The sequence below is a fragment of the Roseivivax sp. genome (assembly GCF_054552075.1).
In genome coordinates this window covers 39,681-59,823 of the sequence record NZ_JBTOLZ010000013.1, presented here as the reverse complement: position 1 = coordinate 59,823, position 20,143 = coordinate 39,681, and the positions used below count along the sequence as shown (strand labels likewise).

The following is a 20,143-nucleotide window of genomic DNA, read 5'->3' as shown; positions in this document are numbered from 1 at the left end:
CGTGGGTAGCGGGAGGGGTGGTGCTGGGCGGCTGGCGTGCTGAGGGTCGCGCTCAAGGCAGGTTGGCCACGCCCACGTGCTTGCGCCCAGCGCCCCGAACCCGCAGGCCACACCGCCCTTTCCCCGGTGCCCCGCCGATTGACCAATCCCCCTCCGGCTGTAATGTCGCCGGCAATTGCCCCCACGACCCCGGAGCCGCCATGCCGCCTCTCGACACCGCGCCGACCCTTCTCCTGATCTGGGCCGTGATCGGCTACCTCCTGGGTTCGATCCCCTTCGGCCTGATCGTCACGCGTGGCATGGGGCTTGCCGATCCGCGCGGCATCGGCTCGGGCAACATCGGGGCGACGAACGTCTTGCGCACCGGCTCCAAGGCGGCGGGGGCGGCGACGCTGCTGCTCGACGGGGCGAAGGGCTCCGCCGCGGTGCTGCTGGCGCGCGCGCTGGCGGGCGAGGACGCGGCGCAGATCGCGGCGCTCGCGGCCTTCCTGGGGCATTGCTACCCGGTCTGGCTGGGCTTTCGCGGCGGCAAGGGCGTGGCGACCTTCCTCGGCATCCTGCTGGCGCTCGACTGGGTTGTCGGCGGGCTGGCCTGCGCGATGTGGATCGCGGGCGTGGCGCTGACGCGGATCTCCTCGCTCGGCGCGCTCGTCGCGGCGGCCAGCGCCACGATCTGGATGGTGCTGCTGGCCCGGCCCGAGGCGCTGTTCCTGGGCGCGGTGCTGACGCTGCTGATCTACTGGCGGCACCGGACGAATATCGCGCGGCTGAAGGCCGGGACCGAGCCGAAGATCGGTCAGAAGAGCTAGGCGGCTGCCGGGGGCGTCCTCCCGCCAAGGCGGACGCCCGAAGGCACTCTTCAGGTCGCGTCGAGGAAGGCCCGGACCTCGGCGGCCACCTCCTCGGGATGGGTGATCGGCGCCATGTGACCCGCGCCAGGGATCACCACCTCACGCGCCTCGGGCAGACGCGCGAGGAGCTCGGCGTGGATCTCCGCGAGGATCGGCTCGGTTGTCTCCCCGCGCACCAAGAGCACCGGCAGGGCGCAGGCCTCGAGCCGCCCCGGCGCCAGGAGCCCCGCCGCATCCTCGTTCAGCGTCGCCTGGGTCTCGCCCACGATCCGCATCTGGCGGCCGATCTGCGCCCGGGCGCGGGGGCCCATCTCGTCCCAGGGGCGGCCCGCGCCCCAGGTCGCGGTGAAGACCCGTCCCGCGCGGTCGAGATCATCGGCCTCGAGCGCCTCGATCATCGGGCGGCCCGCGGCGCGGCGCGCCTCGAAGAGCTCCGGCGCCCGCGCCCGCGCGGCGGCGAAGAGCACCGGCTCGACCAGCACCATGCGGCGGATCTTGTCGGGGTGATCCTCGGCCAGGCGCAGCGCCACGGTGGCGCCAAAGGAATGGCCGAGAAGCGTGAGGCCCGGCTCGAGGTGCTCCGCGCCGATGGCGGTCACCTGGTCGTGGAAGCTCTCGGGGCCGGGGCCACTCCAGGGCGCGCTGCGGCCATGGCCGGGCATGTCGGGTGCGGCGATCGAGAGCCGGTCGCCCAGCCGCTCGGCCAGCCCGCCCCAGGCGCCGGAATGGGCCAGCGCGCAATGCAGCGCCAGCGCCGGGGCGCCCTGCCCGCGCGGCGCGCCCAGCGTGATGCGGTGCACCGCGCCGGTGGTGTTCTCGGCCCTGGCCCCGCCTCCGGTCTCGGCGTCGCGCGGCATCAGAGCCGGCCCGCCAGGTGGTCCTCCAGGTCGGACAGCCGGTCCTGCCCCCAGAAGCGCTCACCGCTGTCGACCACGTAGAAGGGCGCGCCGAAGACGCCGTTGGCGACCGCCTCCTCGAGATTGCGCTCGTAGGTCTCGGCCCCGGCCAGAAGGCCGCTGTCGGCGAGCCCCGGGTCAAAGCCCGCCTCGCTCAAGCAGGCCTTGATCACGTCGTCCTCGGCCACGTCCTTCTCCTCGGCCCAGCAGGCCCGCAGGAGAGCATGGACCAGCGCGCCCATATCGCCGCCGCCGGCCTTCTGCGCGGCGATCACCGCGTAGGAGGAGGGCGCCGCGTTGGTCGGCCAATGCGCGGGCTTGAGGTTGAAGGGCAGCCCCGCTTTCTTGGCCTGCCGCGGCAGATCCTGGGCACGATACTCCTGCCGCGAGGGGTGCCGGTCCTTGGGCGGGGTGCCCCCGGTGCGGGAAAACAGCGTCACGATGTCGAGCGGCTTGTAGGTGATCGAGGCGCCATGGGCCTCGGCCATCTCCTCGAGCCGTCGCCCTGCGAGATAGGTGAAGGGGGAAATGGTCGCGAAATAGTAGTCGATATGCGGCATATTCAAGGTCCTGGAGGTGTCGCGCTTTCCCGCCGAGCCTAGCCCATGCTAAGGGCGCGGCAATATCGAATCCAAATGGACCGCGCGACACATGCCCACCGTCATCGAACCCAAGCTCATCTCCGGGAACGCCAACCTCGACCTCGCGAAATCCATCGCGCGCCGCATGTCGCTTTACCGGGGCATGTCAGTGGGCCTCGTCGACGCGCGGATCGAAAGGTTCAACGACGCCGAGATCTTCGTCGAGGTCTACGAGAACGTCCGCGGCGAGGACATGTTCATCATCCAGCCGACCTCGAACCCGGCAAACGACAACCTGATGGAGCTCCTGATCATGGCCGATGCGCTGCGGCGCTCCTCGGCGGCGCGGATCACCGCGGTGATCCCCTATTTCGGCTATGCCCGCCAGGATCGCCGCACCAAGGCGCGGACCCCGATCACCGCCAAGCTGGTGGCCAACATGATGGTCTCGGCGGGGATCGAGCGGGTGCTGACCATGGATCTGCACGCGGCCCAGATCCAGGGCTTCTTCGACATCCCGGTGGACAACCTCTACGCCTCGCCGATTTTCGCGCTCGACGTGCAGTCGCAGTTCAAGGACTCGATGGACGACCTGATGGTGGTCTCGCCCGACGTCGGCGGCGTGGCGCGCGCCCGCGAGTTGGCCAAGCGCATCAACGCACCGCTCTCCATCGTCGACAAGCGCCGCGAGAAGGCGGGCGAGGTCGCCGAGATGACCGTGATCGGCGATGTCTCGGGCAAGAAATGCATCATCGTGGACGACATCTGCGACACCGCCGGGACGCTCTGCAAGGCGGCCGAGGTGCTGATGGACCACGGCGCCACCGAGGTGCATGCCTATATCACCCACGGCGTGCTCTCCGGCCCCGCGGTGGAGCGGATCTCGGCCAGCGTGATGAAATCGCTGGTGGTGACCGATTCGATCGCCGCCACGCCCGAGGCCAAGGGCGCGCCGAACATCCGCGTGGTGCCCACCGCGCCGCTCTTCGCGCAGGCGATCCTGAACATCTGGAACGGGACGTCGGTGTCCTCGCTCTTCGAGCTGGAGACGCTGGGGCCGATCTACGAGGGGATCCTGTAAGAGGGGGGTGAGAGGGGGCGCTTTGGTGAAGAGGCGCCCCTGCGGCGGGCTGTCCGAGAGATGGCCGGTGGTCTTGGGTCTTGCCTCTTGCGGCGACGCGCCTCCGCAGGCTGGCTGAGGACTGACCGGCGGTCTTGGGGCTGGCCTCCAAAGGGCAACGTTATCTCAGCCAACGTCCAAGTCGCCCCACCGGACGCCTCCTGAGCCAACCCTCCCCAACCACCCTCTTCTTGCGCCCGAATAGCACCGAAGGTGCCGGGCGCGCGCCGGACCGGCCCCTTGGGCCGGCGCTCCTTTGGATGGTGCGCCTAATTCGCCCCTAGCCCTGACCTTGCAGCCATAAAGCGCCCCGCTCAGAGGTCAGCAGCGCCGCCCCCCGGCCCGGCGCGCGCCCTCGGCTCAGACGTCCCCACCCCCTCACTTCCGCCGCAGATGCTCGTCCAGCCGCGGCATGATCTCCACGAAGTTGCAGGGGCGGTGCCGGTAGTCGAGCTGAAGCTTCAGGATCTCGTCCCAGGCGTCCTTGCAGGCGCCGGGGCTGCCGGGCAGCGCGAAGAGATAGGTGCCCGCGGCCACCCCTCCGGTCGCCCGGCTCTGCACCGCGGAGGTGCCGATCTTGGCCATGGACACATGCGTGAAGACCACCCCGAAGGCGTCGATCTCCTTCTCGTAGACGTCGCGATGCGCCTCGACACTCACGTCGCGCCCGGTGAGCCCGGTGCCGCCGGTGGAGATCACCACGTCGATGCCGGGATCGGCGCACCAGGAGCGCAGCCGCTCGGCGATGGCGCCCCGGTCGTCGCGCAGGATCTCGCGAGCGGCAAGCACATGGCCCGCCTCGGCGATCCGCGCGGCCAGCACGTCGCCCGAGCGGTCGTCCTCGGGGCTGCGGGTGTCCGAGACGGTCAGCACCGCGATGCGGACCGGCAGGAACTCGCGGCTCTCGTCGATGCGGCTCATGAGCGGGTCTCCTCGAGCTTGGCCTGCAGGTCCAGAAGATCCGCCCAGCTTTCGCGCTTCATCTGCGGATTGCGCAGGAGATAGGCGGGGTGGAACATCGGCATGACCGGCAGGCCGAGCGCCTCGGTCCAGCGGCCGCGGAGCCGCGTGATGCCGCGTTTGCCCAGCACCGCCGAGGCCGAGATATTGCCCATGATGACCAGCACCTCGGGGGCCGCCAACGCGACATGGCGCGCGAGGAAGGGATGCATCATGGCGATCTCCTCCTCGGTGGGCTCGCGGTTCTGCGGCGGCCGCCAGGGCAGGACGTTGGTGATGTAGAGGCCCTCCGGCCCCTCGCTCGCGCGGTCGAGGCCGATCGCCGCGAACATCCGGTCGAGGAGACGCCCGGCAGAGCCGACGAAAGGCTTGCCCTGGCGGTCCTCGTCGCGGCCCGGGGCCTCGCCGATCACCATGACGCGGGCCTCGGGGCGGCCGTCGGCGAAGACCAGGTTGCGCGCCCCGCGCTTCAGCTCGCAATGCTCGAAGCCTGCCATGGCCTCGCGCAGCGCCGCGAGGTCGGGGGCGGATTTGGCGGCGGCCTCGGCCTCGGCCACCGGGTCCTCCTGGGCCACGGCGCGGCTGGCGCCGGCCACGGCCACCGAGGCCTGCGCGGCGGTCTCCGCCAGCGCCGCCTCGGCCGCGGCGAAACGGTCGACGGGCGCTTCCGAGATCGTCTCGGTCACGCCCATCTCGTGCTGCCAGGCCAGCATCGCCTGCGCGCTATGCCAATCGAGCGAATCCATCACCGGCGACCTTATCCCCGCCACGCGCCCGGAGGAAAGGCGGGCGACCACCGATGACGCCAAGCCCCCCTTGCTGTGACCGGGGGGCATTCCTATAACGCTGCGACAATCCCCGAAGGGAGCACCCCCCGCCGATGCGTTTCGACCAGCGCCACCTTCTTGGCATCGAGCCCCTGCGGCCCGACGAGATCACCACGCTGCTCGACCTGGCGGACCGCTACGCCACGCTGAACCGCTCGCGGCAGAAGCGGTCGGGGATCCTCTCGGGGCTGACCCAGATCAACATGTTCTTCGAGAATTCGACGCGGACGCAGGCCAGCTTCGAGCTGGCCGGAAAGCGGCTCGGGGCGGATGTGATGTCCATGGCCATGGGCGCCTCCTCGATCAAGAAGGGCGAGACGCTGATCGACACGGCGCTGACGCTGAACGCCATGCATCCCGACCTCCTGGTGGTGCGCCACCCGAACTCGGGCGCGGTCGACCTTTTGGCGCAGAAGGTCAACTGCGCGGTGGTCAACGCTGGCGACGGGCGGCACGAGCATCCGACCCAGGCGCTGCTCGACGCGCTGACCATCCGCCGCGCCAAGGGCCGGCTGCACCGGCTGACCGTGGCGATCTGCGGCGACATCGCGCACAGCCGGGTGGCGCGCTCGAACCTGCTGCTCCTGCACAAGATGGAGAACCGCGTGCGGCTCGTCGGCCCGCCGACGCTCATGCCCGCGGGCATCGAGGACTTCGGCGTCGAGGTCTACCACGACATGGAAGAGGGCCTGCGCGACGCCGACGTGGTGATGATGCTGCGCCTTCAGCGCGAGCGCATGGACGGCGGCTTCATCCCGTCCGAGCGCGAGTATTTCTACCGCTACGGGCTCGACGCCGAGAAGCTCTCGGTCGCCAAGCCCGATGCCATCGTCATGCACCCCGGCCCGATGAACCGCGGGGTCGAGATCGACGGCACCATCGCCGACGACATCAACCGCTCGGTGATCCAGGAACAGGTGGAGATGGGCGTGGCCGTGCGCATGGCGGCGCTGGACCTACTGGCGCGCAACCTGCGCGCCCGACCGACGGAGCTGACCGCATGACCAAGATGCAGATCCGCGCCTCCGAGACCGGGGTGACGCGGCTCTTCCATCTCGACCTGCCGCCCGAGGCGGTCGACCGCTTCACCACCCAGGCCGGCACCGGGGAATATCCGCTGTCCTACGCGCTTGGCGCGACCAGGCTGCGCCCGAGCCTCGTTGACGTGGTGGCGATCCGCGACCTCGGCAAGATGCCGCTTTCGGCCTACCTGGCCGAGGCCCATGGCGTCACCGGGCCGGAGTTCGCCGAGATGCGGGGCCGCATCGACGGGCTCAAGGGCCATGTGGTGATCCTGCCGAGCCAGGCCTTCGGCGCCACCGGCCAGACGCTGACCGTCTCGAGCCCGCTCAACTGGGTCGGCACCTTCTCTGAACATGCCGCCGAGACCCGCGCCGAGCCGATCAAGACCGAGAGCACCAAGGGCATGGCGCCGCGCTCCGAGGGTCCAGACGACCCGCTCGCGCGGGGCAGCTCGCCGCTGTTGCGGGCGCTGATCATCGTGGTCGGCGCCATGCTGCTCGGTGCCCTGGCCTTCCTGGTGGTGCGCTGATGGCGGGCGCGGACCTCCTGATCACCGGCGCGCGGATCGTCGACCCCGAGGCCGGCACCGTCGAGGACGGCCATGTCCTCATCGAGGACGGTCGCATCTCCGAGATCACCTCGGAGATCGGCCCGCGGCTGACCGAGCGCGTCGCGCCCGAGAACCGCGTCGAGGCGGGCGGCAAGATGCTCGCCCCGGGCATCGTCGACATCGGCGTGAAGGTCTGCGAGCCGGGCGAGCGGCACAAGGAAAGCTACAAGACCGCCGGGGCGGCGGCCGCCGCGGGCGGCGTGACCACGCTTGTCACCCGGCCCGACACCGACCCGGTGATCGACACTCCCGAGGCGCTGGAGTTCATCCGCCGCCGCGGCCAGGAGGCCGCCCCGGTGCGCGTCCTGCCCATGGCGGCCCTGACCAAGGGCCGGGCGGGCACCGAGATGACCGAGCTCGGCTTTCTCCTGGATGCCGGCGCCGTGGCCTTCACAGATTGCGACCGGGTGATCGCCGACACCCGGGTGCTGACCCGGGCGCTGACCTATGCGCAGGGCCTCGGCGCGCTGGTCATCGGCCACCCACAGGAGCCGGGCCTGTCGCGCGGCGCTGCGGCGACCTCGGGCAAGTTCGCCTCGCTGCGCGGGCTGCCGGCGGTCTCGCCCATGGCCGAGCGCATGGGCCTCGATCGCGACATCGCCTTGGTCGAGATGACCGGCGTGCGCTACCACGCCGACCAGATCACCACGATCCGCGCCCTGCCCGCGCTGGAGCGCGCCAAGCGCAACGGCTTCGACGTGACCGCGGGCACCTCGATCCACCACCTGACGCTGAACGAGCTGGACCTCGCGGATTACCGCACCTTCTTCAAGGTCAAGCCGCCGCTCCGCTCCGAGGAGGACCGCCAGGCGGTGATCGAGGCGGTGCGCAGCGGGCTGATCGACACGATCTCCTCGATGCACACGCCGCAGGACGAGGAGAGCAAGCGCCTGCCCTTCGAGGAGGCCGCCTCGGGGGCGGTGGGCCTCGAGACCATGCTGCCGGTGCTGCTGCGGCTCTACCATTCGGGCGAGCTGGAATTGCCGGCGCTGTTCCGCGCGCTGTCGCTGAACCCCGCCCGGCGGCTCGGCCTCGAGGCCGGCCGCATGGCCAAGGGCGCGCCCGCGGACCTGATGCTCTTCGATCCCGACAAGCCGTTCATTCTGGACCGGTTCAAGCTTCTGTCGAAGTCGAAGAACACGCCGTTTGACAATGCCCGGCTGCAAGGCCGGGTGCTGATGACGCTGGTTGGCGGCCGGGTGGTCTACCGCGCGGGGTGAGGCGCGGGAGGTTGGGGGTTTTGGGGGGCGCAGTGGTAGGGGCGGCGGTCCCTTGTCCAAGGGCATCCGCTTTTTCGCCAGCCGCCTCCTCCGCCAGCGCCCCCTCGCCACCGGCATCGCGCTCCGCCGGCCACTCTCTCCACCGGCATAGCTCTCCGGCAGCCCCCTCGCCAACAGCGCCCCCCTCCACCGCCATCCCTCTCCGCCAGCGCGCCTTTCCGCCGGCAGCCCTCCTCTCCACCGGCGACCCTCTTCGCCAACCCCACGCTCCACTAGCGCCCGCTTTCCACCAGCACTCCTCTCCACCAGCCCCACCAGAGGGCGCGCGCCGGACCGGGGGCCGGCGCTTCTGCCCTTTGGGCTAAGCACTTTATCCCAACAAGGTCAGGACGAGAGGATAGCTATGCGCGCCATCCCAAGGAGCGCCGGCCCATCGGGCCGGTCCGGCGCGCGCCCGGCACCTTCGGTGCTATTCGGGCGCAAGAAAGAGGCGTTGGGGATCGGGGGACCGTGGGCGTGGGCGGTGAGGGATGCGTTGGGTATTTGACTGCGGCGCGGGGAACCCGGCGACGGTGCAGGGCCAAGCGGGATCTAACTTGGTGCACCTTTGAGGTTGTTAGATGTTCGCTGGTGCGGCCGCCTCACACGCTGAGACGCCCGTCCGGGTTCAGCCCGAAGTCGCATTTAGGGTCTGGCTCATGGCTCATAGCTAGCGTCAGTGCCTAACGCCTAGCCGCCAATGCCTATGCCTGGTGCCTGTGGTGCCCAGTGCCCAGTGCCCAGACCCGGAACCATCACCACCCCACCGCCTCAATACAAATCCCAGTCGTCCTCGCCCTTCAGCTCGCCGATGGCGGTCCAGGTCATGCGGACGCGGGCGACGCGGCTGTCGCCCCAGGTGCGGAAAACCAGGTCGAAGCCCTCGGGGCCGATCCGGTCGGCGGCGAGATCGGCGCGGATATTGGCCTCGCTGTCGATGTCCCAGAGCGACAGGCCGACCTGCACCGCCGGGCTGCCGCGGAAGGGCTCGGAGAAGCGCACGCGCTTGCGGCGCTCGCGGGCGCCCTCGCCGGTCCACATCTCGCCGCCGCTGGCGAAATCCGAGAAGACCTCGACCTCGCCCTGGTCGATGCCGATGACGTTGGAATTGAGCCTGCGCATGTCACCCCTGTCCTTGCCGCCCGGGCAGCATAGGGACGCGGGGGCCGGAGGGAAGATCCCGCCCCGAGGCGTCCCGGTCAGGCGTTAACCTTTTGCAACAGACCCCGGCCGGTCCGCAGACACGGAGGCATCGCCTGCCACATGTGGGGGCGCGCGCCTCCCTTGCCCTTGGCGCGGTGCCCTGCCCGCCGGGCTGAGGAGGCAGGGCGCACAGGCGCCCAGTGGCCCAACGGGTCATCCCACGTGACCCGGAGCCACGCGTGCCGCACCGCCATGGCACGCAACCGCCCTGCCCCGCAGCAGCACCGCTCGCCGCGTCCTCAACCGGCCCGTGCGCGCGTCCCTACCCGTCGCAGCTCCGCTCGCCGCGGCCTCACTCGACCCGTCCGCGCGCCCTGCCCTGCTGCAACACGGCTCGCCGCGTCCTCAATCGACCCGTCCGCGCGTCCCTACCCGTCGCAGCACCGCTCGCCGCGTCCTCTACCGAACCGTGCGCGCGCCCTGCCCCACCACACAGCCCGCCACGGCCTCAACCAACCTCAACGCCCCACGCGCCCTGCCCCGACAGCCAGCCCCCCAAAGCAAAAGGCGCGCCCCGGGGGACGCGCCTTCCGCAATCTTCCAAACCGGCCTCTGGATCAGAGGTTCGGCTGCCGCGTCGACAGGCCGATATGGGTGCCCACGGCGACCATGTCGGCCAGGAGCTTGGCCGCGTCGTCGACCGGGCCGGGCTCGTTGACGAAGACTTCCTTGGCCTTGCGGTACTCCGCCTCGGCCTCTTCCACGAGCGTCTCGTAGGTCTCCTGGTCGACATCGGCCTTGGGCAGCGCGCGCTCGGCCAGGACCGAGAGGCCCTCGCCCAGCTCGGCGAAACCGCCGGTGACGACGAACTCCTGGGTGCCCTTCGGCGTCTCGACCACCAGCACGCCGGGGCGCAGGGTGGTGATCAGCGGCGCATGGTTCGGCATCGCCGTCATGTCGCCATCGGCGCCCGGGATCTGGACCGACACGACCTCTTCCTGCATGAGCCGCCGTTCCGGGCTCACCAGGTCGAACTGCATCGTTTCTGCCATGTGGCTCTCCTCGGTGGCAGGCAGGGTGGGCCGGGCCCACCCTACGCATCAGATGATCAGGCGGCTTCCGACGCCATCTTCTCGGCCTTGGCCTTCACCTCTTCGATGCCGCCGACCATGTAGAAGGCGCCCTCGGGCAGGTGGTCGTATTCGCCGGCCACAACCGCCTTGAAGGACGAGATCGTGTCCTCGAGCGGCACCTGGACGCCGTCCGAACCGGTGAAGACTTTCGCCACGTCGAAGGGCTGCGAGAGGAAGCGCTGGATCTTCCGGGCCCGGGCCACGGTCAGCTTGTCCTCTTCCGAGAGCTCGTCCATGCCGAGGATCGCGATGATGTCCTGCAGCGACTTGTAGCGCTGGAGGATCCCCTGCACTTCGCGGGCGACGTTGTAGTGCTCTTCGCCGACGATGCCCGGATCCATCAGGCGCGAGGTCGAGTCGAGCGGGTCCACCGCGGGGTAGATGCCAAGCTCGGAGATCGCGCGGTTAAGAACCGTTGTCGCATCGAGGTGGGCGAAGGTGGTCGCCGGCGCCGGGTCGGTCAGGTCGTCCGCGGGCACGTAGACCGCCTGGATCGAGGTAATCGAGCCCGACTTGGTCGAGGTGATCCGCTCCTGCATGGCGCCCATGTCGGTCGCCAGGGTCGGCTGGTAGCCCACCGCGGAGGGAATGCGGCCCAGAAGCGCCGACACCTCGGAGCCCGCCTGGGTGAAGCGGAAGATGTTGTCGACGAAGAACAGCACGTCGGTGCCGGACTGGTCGCGGAACTGCTCGGCGAGTGTCAGGCCGGTCAGCGCCACGCGGGCACGCGCCCCCGGAGGCTCGTTCATCTGGCCGTAGACCAGGGCCACCTGGCTTTCCGGCAGGTTGTCCGGCTTGATCACGTTGGACTCGACCATCTCGTGGTAGAGGTCGTTGCCCTCGCGGGTCCGCTCGCCGACACCGGCGAAGACCGAGAAGCCCGAGTGCACCTTGGCGATGTTGTTGATCAGTTCCATGATCAGAACCGTCTTGCCGACGCCGGCGCCGCCGAAGAGGCCGATCTTGCCGCCCTTGGCGTAGGGCGCCAGCAGGTCGATGACCTTGATGCCGGTCACCAGCACCTCGGATTCGGTCGACTGCTCGTTGAAGACCGGCGCCTCGGCGTGGATCGGACGGTATTCGTCCGAGGTGATCGCCTCGCCCTCGTCGACCGGCTCGCCGACGACGTTGAGGATGCGGCCCAGGGTGGCGTTGCCGACCGGCACGGTGATCGGGCCGTCGGTGTCGGTCACTTCCTGGCCGCGCACGAGGCCCTCGGTGGCGTCCATCGCGATGGTGCGCACGGTGCTTTCGCCCAGGTGCTGCGCCACTTCGAGGACAAGGCGCTTGCCGTTGTTGTCGGTCTCAAGCGCGTTCAGGATCGCGGGCAGGTGGTCGTCGAACTGAACGTCGACGACGGCGCCGATGACCTGAGTCACTTTGCCTTTCGCGTTTGCCATGTTCTGTCTCCGGTTCTTAAAGGGCTTCGGCGCCCGAGATAATTTCGATCAGTTCGTTGGTGATGACCGCCTGACGGGTGCGGTTATACTCGATCGTCAGGTCGTCGATCATCTCGCCGGCGTTGCGCGTCGCGTTGTCCATCGCGCTCATCCGCGCGCCCTGCTCGGAGGCCGCGTTCTCGAGAAGCGCCGCGAAGATCTGCGTCGCCACGCCGCGCGGCAGAAGATCGGCGAGGATTTCCTCTTCCGAAGGCTCGTAATCGTAGAGCGGGCCGGAACCCTGCTCTTCGCCGCCCTCGGTGTCGTAATCCGCCGGGATCACCTGCTGCGCCGTCGGCACCTGGCTCACCACGTTCTGGAACTTCGAATAGAAGATCGTCGCAACGTCGAACTCCTCGGCGTCGAAACGCGCGAGAAGGTCCTTGGCGATGTTCTGCGCGTCCGGGTAGGACAGGCGCTTCACCTCGGACAGATCGACGTGGCCGATCAGCGCGTCACCCATGTCGCGCTTGAGCTGATCGCGGCCCTTGCGGCCGACGGTCAGGACCTTCACGTCCTTGCCCTCGGCCTTGAGCTTCTTGGCATGCGTGCGCGCCAGCTTCACGATGTTCGTGTTGAAGCCGCCGCACAGACCGCGCTCGGCGGTCATCACGACCAGAAGCTGCTTCTGGTCGCTGCCCGTCCCGCGCAGGAGGCGCGGGGCGCTGTCGCTGTCACCGACCGAGGCCGCGAGCGACCCCATGACGGCGTTGAACCGCTCGGCATAGGGACGCGCGCTTTCCGCGGCGTCCTGGGCGCGGCGGAGCTTGGCCGCCGCGACCATCTGCATGGCCTTGGTGATCTTCCGGGTCGATTTGACCGAGGAGATCCGGTTCTTGAGGTCCTTGAGATTTGCCACGAGGCAGTCTCCTTACGCGAAGTCGGCGGCGTATTCGTCCAGCACGGCCTTGATCTTGTCGGCCGCCTCGCCCTTCACCTTGGGATCTTCCTTGGTGATCCAGTCCAGCAGGTCCTTGTGCTTGCCACGCAGATGCTGGAGCAGGCCCTGCTCGAAGCGCCCGACCTCGCGGGTCGGGATCTTGTCGAGGTAGCCATTGGTGCCGGCGAAGATGACGCAGACGATCTCGGCGTTGGTCAGCGGCGAATACTGCGGCTGCTTCATCAGCTCGGTGAGACGCTCACCGCGGTTCAGCTGGCGCTGGGTCGCGGCGTCGAGGTCGGAGCCGAACTGCGCGAAGGCCGCCATCTCGCGGTACTGCGCCAGTTCCAGCTTCACCGGGCCCGCGACCGACTTCATCGCCGAGGTCTGGGCCGAGGAGCCGACGCGCGACACCGACAGACCGGTGTTCACCGCCGGGCGGATGCCCTGGTAGAACAGTTCGGTCTCGAGGAAGATCTGGCCGTCGGTGATCGAGATCACGTTGGTCGGAATGAAGGCCGAGACGTCGCCGCCCTGGGTTTCGATGATCGGCAGGGCGGTCAGCGAGCCCGCGCCGTTCTCCTCGTTCATCTTCGCCGAGCGCTCCAGCAGGCGGGAGTGCAGGTAGAAGACGTCGCCCGGGTAGGCTTCGCGGCCCGGCGGGCGGCGCAGCAGCAGCGACATCTGACGGTAGGAGACGGCCTGCTTGGAGAGGTCGTCATAGACCATCAGCGCGTGGCGGCCGTTGTCGCGGAAGTATTCACCCATCGCGGTCGCGGTGTAGGGCGCAAGATACTGCATCGGCGCGGGGTCCGAGGCGGTCGCGGCGACGACGATCGAATATTCGATGGCGCCGGTTTCCTCGAGCTTCTTCACCAGCTGCGCCACGGTCGAGCGCTTCTGGCCGACGGCCACATAGACGCAGTAGAGCTTCTGGCTCTCGTCGTCGCCCGCGGCTTCGTTGTAGCTCTTCTGGTTGAGCATGGCGTCCAGCGCCACGGCGGTCTTGCCGGTCTGGCGGTCGCCAATGATCAGCTCACGCTGGCCGCGGCCGATCGGGATCATCGCGTCGATGGCCTTGAGGCCGGTCGCCATGGGCTCGTGGACCGACTTCCGCGGCATGATGCCGGGGGCCTTCACGTCCGCCAGGCGGCGCTCGGCGGATTCGATCGGGCCCTTGCCGTCCAGCGGGTTGCCGAGACCGTCGACCACGCGGCCGAGCAGGGCGTCGCCGACCGGCACGTCCACGATCGCGTTGGTGCGCTTGACGGTGTCGCCTTCCTTGATGTCGCGGTCCGAGCCGAAGATCACGACGCCGACGTTGTCGACCTCGAGGTTCAGCGCCATGCCGCGGATACCACCCGGGAACTCGACCATCTCGCCGGCCTGGACCTTGTCGAGGCCGTGCACACGGGCGATCCCGTCACCGACCGACAGAACGCGACCCACCTCGGCGACTTCGGCCTCCTGACCGAAGTTCTTGATCTGCTCCTTCAGGATCGCAGAAATTTCGGCTGCTTGGATACCCATTTATCCGACCTCTTTCATTGCATTCTGGAGGGAATGGAGCTTCGAGCGGATCGAGGTATCGATCATCTTCGAGCCCACCTTAACAACAAGACCGCCGATGAGGCTTTCGTCGACGGTCGTCTTGATCTCGACATCACGGCCCACCTGGGCCTTGAGCGTCTGGGCGAGCTTTGCGGACTGTTCGCTCGAAAGCTCGGTCGCCGTGGTCACCTCGGCGGTGACGACGCCCTTGGCTCCCGCGATGCGCTCGCGGAGCTGGGCGATCAGCGCCGGCAGCACGAACAGGCGGCGCTTCGACGCCATGAGGCCCAGCGTGTTCTTCAGCACGTCCATCAGCCCCATCTTGGAAGCGATCGCGGTGATCGCCTTTTCCTGGGTGTCGCGGCTGTAGACCGGGGAATGAATCAGATCGCGCAGGTCGGTGCTGTCCACCAGCGCCTGTGCGAGATCGTCGATGTTGGCTTCGAGCGTGTCGAGCGCGTTTGCCTCCTGGGCGAGGTCGAAGACGGCCGCTGCGTAGCGCTCTGCGATGCCGGAGGAAATCGAAGCTGGTTCAGACACGTCCATCCTTCCGCTATCAAGCCTCCGTGACCCAGCCGCGAGGCGGATCCGGAGGCGTTTTTGTCTCCTGGCGGGGAGCCAGGGCCCTGAAATCAGCGCGGATGTAGCAGAGCAACCCCAACCCCGCAACATGCTAGGCCGGATTTAAGGGCTTGGGCCGGGGTCAAGAAAATCAATAGCTTATCGGCAAAGCACCGCGGGTGCGACCTTCTGCGCCAAGCAATCCGCCCCGGGAAGCCCCTGTTGGGTAACATTTTTTCGAGGAAAAGCGCGCGATTCCCTCCGGGCGGGCCCGGCCTGCGGGCGCCGCGCGCCGCTCAGGCGGGTTTTGCCACCGGCTTGGGCGCCAGGGCCCCCATCGGCGAGGGCGCCCGCTCTCCGACGCCGCGGGGCCGGGGCGGGTAGCGCTTCTTGGCGCGCACCACCATGACGCCGCCGGCCATGATCGCCGGGACAGCCCGGCCGATGCGCTCCCAGAAGGGCCCGGTCTTCATCCAGAAGCGCCGGGTCGAGGGCGGCTGATACAGTAGCGAGATGTGGTCCTCGGGCAGGAAGTCGTGCCAGGACAAGAGGTTCTCGAGCTGGCTGGCCGAATAGGGCCGCCCGTAGCCGAAGGGCGTCCGGTCCGAGCGCGCCCAGAGCCCGGTGCGGTTCGGCACGATGAAGAGCGCCTCGCCTCCCGGCCCCAGCACCCGGTAACATTCGTCGAGCAGCGCCGAGGCGTCCTCGGAGGTCTCGAGCCCGTGCATCACCACCAGCCGGTCGACATGCCCGGTCTCGAGCGGCCATTGCGTCTCGTCGCAAAGCACCGAGACATTGGGCAGGCCCGCGGGCCAGGGGATCACCCCCTGCGGCCCCGGCATCAGCGCCACCACCCGGCGGCTGTCGCCGAGGAAGGGCCGCAGGAGCGGCGCGGCGAAGCCGTAGCCCACCACCGTATGGCCATGGGTGTCGGGCCAGGTTGCGCGCACCTCGTCGCGGATGATCTTCTGCGCCGCGCGGCCCAGGGCGTTGCGGTAGTAGAAGTTGCGCAGGTCGCGCACGTCGAGATGCATTGCCGGGCCCCTGCCGCCGTCCTAGCCTTAGTCAAAACCCTGACAAAGACGGAGCCAAAAGGCCATGCCTCTCGATCTCGTCACCGTGCCCTGCCTCTCGGACAACTACGCCTACCTGATCCATGACGCCGAAAGCGGCGCCACCGCCGTGGTGGACGTGCCCGAGGCGGCGCCGATCGCCGCGGCGCTCGAGGCCCGCGGCTGGCAGCTCTCGGAGGTCTGGATCACCCATCACCACGCCGACCACGTCCAAGGGCTCGACGAACTTCTGAAGGGCCGTGAGGTCACCGTGACCGGCTGCGGCGCCGATGCCAGCCGGCTGCCGCCCCTCGACCGCCGCGTCGGCGAGGGCGAGAGCTTCGACTTCGCCGGCGAGGCGGTGCATGTCATGGACGTCTCGGGCCATACGGTGGGCCATATCGCCTTCCACCTGCCGCAAAGCGGGCTTGCCTTCACCGCCGACAGCCTGATGGCGCTTGGCTGCGGGCGGGTCTTCGAGGGCACCATGGAGCAGATGTGGGAGAGCCTGTCGAAACTGGCCCGGCTGCCCGCCGAGACGGTGATCTGCTCGGGCCATGAATACACCACCGCCAACGGCCGCTTCGCGATCACCATTGAACCGGAGAACAAGGCGCTTATTTCTCGTATAGACGCGGTGGCCGAGGCGCGGGCGAAGGGCGAGCCGACGGTCCCGTCGCGTCTGAGCGATGAACTGGCAACCAACCCCTTCCTGCGGGCGGGTGATGCCCCGGTCCGAGAGGCCCTCGGAATGACGGATGCACCCGCAGCGGAAGTCTTCGCAGAGATCCGGCGACGCAAGGATGCGTTCTGATCTGCCCGCGACCGCGGCGATCACGCTACGCTTCCCCGGAGTTGACCGGGCTCGACCTAGAAAACGCTTGAAGCAATGGGTCAATCGACCGAACCTTGACTTCAAGAGGCAAAGCCGAGGCGGCACGCCCCGGCGTCAATAAGAGGAGCATCGCCGGTGCCTTCATTCTCGAACTCCCTTGAGCAGGCCATCCATGCAGCCCTGGCGCTCGCGAACTCGCGCAGCCACGAGTTCGCGACGCTTGAACACCTCCTCCTGGCGCTCATCGACGAGCCCGACGCGGCCCGCGTGATGAAGGCCTGCGACGTCGACACCGAGGAGCTGCGCACCACGCTGGTGGAATTCATCGACGACGACTTGTCGAACCTCGTGACCGACATCGAGGGCTCCGAGGCCGTGCCGACCGCCGCCTTCCAGCGGGTGATCCAGCGTGCCGCGATCCACGTCCAGTCCTCGGGCCGGACCGAGGTCACCGGCGCCAACGTGCTGGTGGCGATCTTTGCCGAACGCGAGTCCAATGCCGCCTACTTCCTGCAAGAGCAGGACATGACCCGCTACGACGCGGTGAACTTCATCGCCCACGGCGTGGCGAAGAACCCCGCCTACGGCGAAAGCCGCCCGGTGCAGGGCGCCACCGAAGAGGAAGAGGCCCAGGCCACCGATGCCGGCGGCCCCGCCGACGACGGCAAGGAATCGGCGCTGGCAAAATACTGCGTCGACCTGAACGCCAAGTCCCGCAAGGGCGACGTCGATCCGCTGATCGGCCGTGAAAGCGAGGTCGAGCGCTGCATCCAGGTGCTCTGCCGCCGCCGCAAGAACAACCCGCTCCTGGTGGGTGACCCGGGCGTCGGCAAGACCGCCATCGCCGAGGGCCTGGCGCGCAAGATCGTCAACGGCCAGACCCCCGAGGTGCTGTCCAAGACCACGATCTTCTCGCTCGACATGGGCGCGCTGCTCGCCGGCACCCGCTACCGCGGCGACTTCGAGGAGCGGCTGAAGGCCGTCGTCACCGAGCTCGAGGAACACCCCGACGCGGTGCTCTTCATCGACGAGATCCACACCGTGATCGGCGCCGGCGCCACCTCGGGCGGGGCCATGGATGCCTCCAACCTGCTGAAGCCCGCGCTTCAGGGCGGCAAGCTGCGCACCATGGGCTCCACCACCTACAAGGAGTTCCGCCAGCACTTCGAGAAGGACCGCGCGCTCAGCCGCCGGTTCCAGAAGATCGACGTGAACGAGCCGACGGTCGAGGACAGCGTGAAGATCCTCAAGGGCCTCAAGCCCTACTTCGAGGAACACCACGCGATCAAATACACCAACGACGCGATCAAGACCGCCGTCGAGCTTTCGGCGCGCTACATCAACGACCGCAAGCTGCCCGACAAGGCGATCGACGTGATCGACGAGGCCGGCGCGGCGCAGCATCTTCTGGCCGAGAGCAAGCGGCGCAAGTCGATCGGCACCAAGGAGATCGAGGCCGTCGTCGCCAAGATCGCGCGGATCCCGCCGAAGAACGTCTCGAAGAACGATGCCGAGGTGCTGAAGGACCTCGAGGCGACGCTGAAGCGCGTGGTCTTCGGGCAGGACCAGGCCATCGAGGCGCTGTCCTCGGCGATCAAGCTGGCCCGGGCCGGGCTGCGCGAGCCCGACAAGCCGATCGGCAACTACCTCTTCGCCGGCCCCACCGGCGTCGGCAAGACCGAGGTGGCCAAGCAGCTCTCCGACAGCCTCGGGGTGGAACTCCTGCGCTTCGACATGTCGGAATACATGGAGAAACACGCGGTCTCCCGCCTGATCGGCGCGCCTCCGGGCTATGTCGGCTTCGACCAGGGCGGCCAGCTCACCGACGGGGTGGACCAGCATCCGCACTGCGTGCTCCTGCTCGACGAGATCGAGAAGGCGCACCCGGATGTCTACAACATCCTGTTGCAGGTGATGGACCACGGCACGCTGACCGACCACAACGGCCGGACGGTCGACTTCCGCAACGTGATCCTGATCATGACCTCGAACGCGGGCGCCACCGAACAGGCCAAAGCGGCCATCGGCTTCGGCCGCGACCGCCGCGAGGGCGAGGACACGGCGGCGATCGAGCGGACCTTCACGCCGGAGTTCCGCAACCGCCTGGACGCGGTGATCAGCTTCCAGCCGCTGCCCAAGTCGACGATCCTGCAGGTGGTCGAGAAGTTCGTCCTGCAGCTCGAGGCGCAGCTCCTGGACCGCAATGTCACCATCGAGCTCACCAAGCCCGCCGCCGAATGGCTGGCCGAACGGGGCTACGACGACAAGATGGGCGCGCGCCCGCTGGGCCGCGTGATCCAGGAGCACATCAAGAAGCCGCTGGCCGAGGAGCTGCTCTTCGGCAAGCTTGCCAAGGGCGGCGTGGTCCGCGTCGCGGTCAAGGACGGCGAGCTGGACCTGCAGCTCGACGGCCCCGAGAAACGGCGCCTGTCCTCGAAGAAGCCGCCGCTTCTGACCGCCGAGTGATGCGCGCCGCGCTTGCGGCCCTGATCCTGACGACCTCCGCCGCGCCCGTCGCGGCGGAGGTTTTTTTGTCCTGGCCGGTGGATTGCGCCCTCGGCGAAAGCTGCGTGATCGAGGATTACGTCGACGCCGACCCGGGCCCCGGTCAGCAGGATTACACCTGCGGGGTGAAAAGCCGCGACGGCCATTCCGGCACCGACATCGCGCTTCTGACCGAGGCGCAGATGCAGGCGGGTGTCGCGGTCCTTTCCGCCGCGCCGGGCCGGGTGGCGGCGGTGCGCGAGGGGCTGGCCGACCGGCGGCTCACCGACCGGCGCCAGGTGGCCGAGGTGGAATGCGGCAACGGCGTCCGCATCGACCATGGCGGCGGGCTCGAGACGCTTTATTGCCACCTGCGCGCGGGCTCGGTCGCGGTTTCGCCCGGCCAACGCGTCACGCGCGGCGCGGTGCTGGGGCAGATCGGCATGTCGGGCCTGACCAACTTCCCGCATCTGCATTTCACCGTTCTGGACGAGGGCCGCGCCATCGACCCCTTCGCCCCCGAGGCGGAGGAGCGCTGCGGCACGGACGGCCCCTCGCTCTGGCAGGGCCCGCCCGGCTACGACCCGGCGGGGCTCTACACGGCGGGCTTCAGCGACGCGGTGCCCGACCTGCGCGCGGTGCAGGACGGCTCGGCCCGGCGCGCCACCCTGCCCCCCGATGCCGCGCTGGTGCTTTACGGCCATGTCTTCCTGGCCCAACCGGGCGACACGCTCCTGATCCACGCGAGGGGCCCGCAGGGCGCGGTTTTCGCCCATTCGGTGCTGCTCGATGCGCCCGAGCGGCAGCTCTTCCGCGCCTACGGACGGCGCGCGCCGGCGATGGGCTGGCCCGCGGGGGACTACCGGGGCGAGGTGCGGCTCATGCGCGGCGAGAGCGTCCTGGCCGTCCGCCAGGCCTTCGTGACGGTGCGCTAGGCC

The 20,143-nt window shown here is 68.8% G+C and carries 19 protein-coding genes; 8 read left to right on the top strand and 11 right to left on the bottom strand.

The genetic code is table 11. The annotated features are described in order from the left end of the window. The first annotated feature begins 200 nt into the window (after positions 1-200). Positions 201-809 carry a glycerol-3-phosphate 1-O-acyltransferase PlsY gene (gene plsY, locus ACX938_RS11420; protein ID WP_232753849.1) on the top strand — a complete coding sequence of 203 codons (609 nt, stop codon included), beginning with the start codon at positions 201-203 and terminating at the stop codon, positions 807-809. A gap of 50 nt (positions 810-859) precedes the next feature. Here plsY and ACX938_RS11415 read toward each other — a convergent pair whose 3' ends face one another. Further along, positions 860-1,708 (bottom strand): alpha/beta fold hydrolase, encoded by an 849-nt coding sequence (locus tag ACX938_RS11415; protein WP_459431146.1) that lies wholly within the window; start codon positions 1,706-1,708, stop codon positions 860-862. Next, positions 1,708-2,307: a DsbA family protein gene (locus tag ACX938_RS11410; RefSeq protein ID WP_459431145.1), complete on the bottom strand. Its 600-nt coding sequence runs from the start codon at positions 2,305-2,307 to the stop codon at positions 1,708-1,710. Before ACX938_RS11410 ends, ACX938_RS11415 begins: the two co-directional genes overlap by 1 nt. Positions 2,308-2,398: 91 nt before the next feature. Here ACX938_RS11410 and ACX938_RS11405 point away from each other — a divergent pair, with 91 nt between their 5' ends. Further along, the gene (locus ACX938_RS11405; protein ID WP_232753846.1) at positions 2,399-3,409 is read left to right on the top strand and encodes a ribose-phosphate pyrophosphokinase; all 1,011 of its coding nucleotides are present in this window, start codon (positions 2,399-2,401) and stop codon (positions 3,407-3,409) included. Positions 3,410-3,826: 417 nt separating this feature from the next. Here the strand turns inward: ACX938_RS11405 and moaB are convergent, their stop codons facing one another. Beyond that, complete coding sequence (gene moaB, locus ACX938_RS11400; protein ID WP_459431144.1) at positions 3,827-4,369, bottom strand: molybdenum cofactor biosynthesis protein B; 543 nt, start codon at positions 4,367-4,369, stop codon at positions 3,827-3,829. Continuing rightward, complete coding sequence (locus ACX938_RS11395) at positions 4,366-5,154, bottom strand: uracil-DNA glycosylase (RefSeq protein ID WP_459431143.1); 789 nt, start codon at positions 5,152-5,154, stop codon at positions 4,366-4,368. Before ACX938_RS11395 ends, moaB begins: the two co-directional genes overlap by 4 nt. Positions 5,155-5,288: 134 nt before the next feature. Here ACX938_RS11395 and ACX938_RS11390 point away from each other — a divergent pair, with 134 nt between their 5' ends. From ACX938_RS11390 to pyrC, 3 genes are read left to right on the top strand one after another with little or no spacing between them, the layout of a single operon-like run. Then, complete coding sequence (locus tag ACX938_RS11390; RefSeq protein WP_459431142.1) at positions 5,289-6,239, top strand: aspartate carbamoyltransferase catalytic subunit; 951 nt, start codon at positions 5,289-5,291, stop codon at positions 6,237-6,239. Beyond that, the gene (locus ACX938_RS11385) at positions 6,236-6,787 is read left to right on the top strand and encodes an aspartate carbamoyltransferase catalytic subunit (RefSeq protein WP_459431141.1); all 552 of its coding nucleotides are present in this window, start codon (positions 6,236-6,238) and stop codon (positions 6,785-6,787) included. Before ACX938_RS11390 ends, ACX938_RS11385 begins: the two co-directional genes overlap by 4 nt. Next, positions 6,787-8,088: a dihydroorotase gene (gene pyrC, locus ACX938_RS11380; protein ID WP_232753841.1), complete on the top strand. Its 1,302-nt coding sequence runs from the start codon at positions 6,787-6,789 to the stop codon at positions 8,086-8,088. The genes ACX938_RS11385 and pyrC overlap by 1 nt, the downstream gene beginning before the upstream one ends. Positions 8,089-8,898: 810 nt before the next feature. Here the strand turns inward: pyrC and ACX938_RS11375 are convergent. The 7 genes from ACX938_RS11375 to ACX938_RS11345 form a co-directional block, all read right to left on the bottom strand. Beyond that, positions 8,899-9,249 (bottom strand): H-type lectin domain-containing protein, encoded by a 351-nt coding sequence (locus ACX938_RS11375; protein WP_232753840.1) that lies wholly within the window; start codon positions 9,247-9,249, stop codon positions 8,899-8,901. Between the two features lie 638 nt (positions 9,250-9,887). Further along, entirely contained in the window at positions 9,888-10,322 is a 435-nt protein-coding gene (locus ACX938_RS11370; RefSeq protein ID WP_459431140.1) for a F0F1 ATP synthase subunit epsilon, read from the bottom strand. Positions 10,323-10,378: 56 nt separating this feature from the next. After that, the gene (atpD, locus tag ACX938_RS11365; protein WP_232753838.1) at positions 10,379-11,803 is read right to left on the bottom strand and encodes a F0F1 ATP synthase subunit beta; all 1,425 of its coding nucleotides are present in this window, start codon (positions 11,801-11,803) and stop codon (positions 10,379-10,381) included. Positions 11,804-11,819: 16 nt separating this feature from the next. Next, positions 11,820-12,701, bottom strand: a complete 882-nt coding sequence (locus tag ACX938_RS11360) for a F0F1 ATP synthase subunit gamma (protein WP_459431139.1) — start codon at positions 12,699-12,701, stop codon at positions 11,820-11,822. 12 nt (positions 12,702-12,713) lie between these two features. Beyond that, complete coding sequence (atpA, locus tag ACX938_RS11355) at positions 12,714-14,252, bottom strand: F0F1 ATP synthase subunit alpha (RefSeq protein WP_232753836.1); 1,539 nt, start codon at positions 14,250-14,252, stop codon at positions 12,714-12,716. Then, a complete protein-coding gene (locus tag ACX938_RS11350) occupies positions 14,253-14,813 on the bottom strand; it encodes a F0F1 ATP synthase subunit delta (RefSeq protein ID WP_232753835.1) in 561 nt (186 codons plus the stop codon). It lies immediately after the preceding gene. Positions 14,814-15,130: 317 nt separating this feature from the next. Further along, a complete protein-coding gene (locus tag ACX938_RS11345) occupies positions 15,131-15,868 on the bottom strand; it encodes a methyltransferase domain-containing protein (protein ID WP_232753834.1) in 738 nt (245 codons plus the stop codon). A gap of 64 nt (positions 15,869-15,932) precedes the next feature. Between ACX938_RS11345 and gloB the strand changes: the two genes are divergently transcribed. The 3 genes from gloB (at position 15,933) to ACX938_RS11330 (ending at position 20,140) form a co-directional block, all read left to right on the top strand. Further along, a complete protein-coding gene (gene gloB / locus ACX938_RS11340) occupies positions 15,933-16,700 on the top strand; it encodes a hydroxyacylglutathione hydrolase (RefSeq protein WP_459431138.1) in 768 nt (255 codons plus the stop codon). Between the two features lie 156 nt (positions 16,701-16,856). Next, positions 16,857-19,187, top strand: a complete 2,331-nt coding sequence (gene clpA, locus ACX938_RS11335; protein ID WP_232753832.1) for an ATP-dependent Clp protease ATP-binding subunit ClpA — start codon at positions 16,857-16,859, stop codon at positions 19,185-19,187. Continuing rightward, positions 19,187-20,140 (top strand): M23 family metallopeptidase, encoded by a 954-nt coding sequence (locus ACX938_RS11330; protein ID WP_459431137.1) that lies wholly within the window; start codon positions 19,187-19,189, stop codon positions 20,138-20,140. Before clpA ends, ACX938_RS11330 begins: the two co-directional genes overlap by 1 nt. The last annotated feature ends 3 nt before the right edge of the window (positions 20,141-20,143 follow it).

Excerpts from the sequence above, each read along its gene's own strand:
- plsY (WP_232753849.1), top strand. The coding sequence starts at position 201 with ATGCCGCCTCTCGACACCGCGCCGACCCTTCTCCTGATCTGGGCCGTG.
- ACX938_RS11415 (WP_459431146.1), bottom strand. The coding sequence starts at position 1,708 with ATGCCGCGCGACGCCGAGACCGGAGGCGGGGCCAGGGCCGAGAACACC.
- ACX938_RS11410 (WP_459431145.1), bottom strand. The coding sequence starts at position 2,307 with ATGCCGCATATCGACTACTATTTCGCGACCATTTCCCCCTTCACCTAT.
- ACX938_RS11405 (WP_232753846.1), top strand. The coding sequence starts at position 2,399 with ATGCCCACCGTCATCGAACCCAAGCTCATCTCCGGGAACGCCAACCTC.
- moaB (WP_459431144.1), bottom strand. The coding sequence starts at position 4,369 with ATGAGCCGCATCGACGAGAGCCGCGAGTTCCTGCCGGTCCGCATCGCG.
- ACX938_RS11395 (WP_459431143.1), bottom strand. The coding sequence starts at position 5,154 with ATGGATTCGCTCGATTGGCATAGCGCGCAGGCGATGCTGGCCTGGCAG.
- ACX938_RS11390 (WP_459431142.1), top strand. The coding sequence starts at position 5,289 with ATGCGTTTCGACCAGCGCCACCTTCTTGGCATCGAGCCCCTGCGGCCC.
- ACX938_RS11385 (WP_459431141.1), top strand. The coding sequence starts at position 6,236 with ATGACCAAGATGCAGATCCGCGCCTCCGAGACCGGGGTGACGCGGCTC.
- pyrC (WP_232753841.1), top strand. The coding sequence starts at position 6,787 with ATGGCGGGCGCGGACCTCCTGATCACCGGCGCGCGGATCGTCGACCCC.
- ACX938_RS11375 (WP_232753840.1), bottom strand. The coding sequence starts at position 9,249 with ATGCGCAGGCTCAATTCCAACGTCATCGGCATCGACCAGGGCGAGGTC.
- ACX938_RS11370 (WP_459431140.1), bottom strand. The coding sequence starts at position 10,322 with ATGGCAGAAACGATGCAGTTCGACCTGGTGAGCCCGGAACGGCGGCTC.
- atpD (WP_232753838.1), bottom strand. The coding sequence starts at position 11,803 with ATGGCAAACGCGAAAGGCAAAGTGACTCAGGTCATCGGCGCCGTCGTC.
- atpA (WP_232753836.1), bottom strand. The coding sequence starts at position 14,252 with ATGGGTATCCAAGCAGCCGAAATTTCTGCGATCCTGAAGGAGCAGATC.
- ACX938_RS11345 (WP_232753834.1), bottom strand. The coding sequence starts at position 15,868 with ATGCATCTCGACGTGCGCGACCTGCGCAACTTCTACTACCGCAACGCC.
- gloB (WP_459431138.1), top strand. The coding sequence starts at position 15,933 with ATGCCTCTCGATCTCGTCACCGTGCCCTGCCTCTCGGACAACTACGCC.
- ACX938_RS11330 (WP_459431137.1), top strand. The coding sequence starts at position 19,187 with ATGCGCGCCGCGCTTGCGGCCCTGATCCTGACGACCTCCGCCGCGCCC.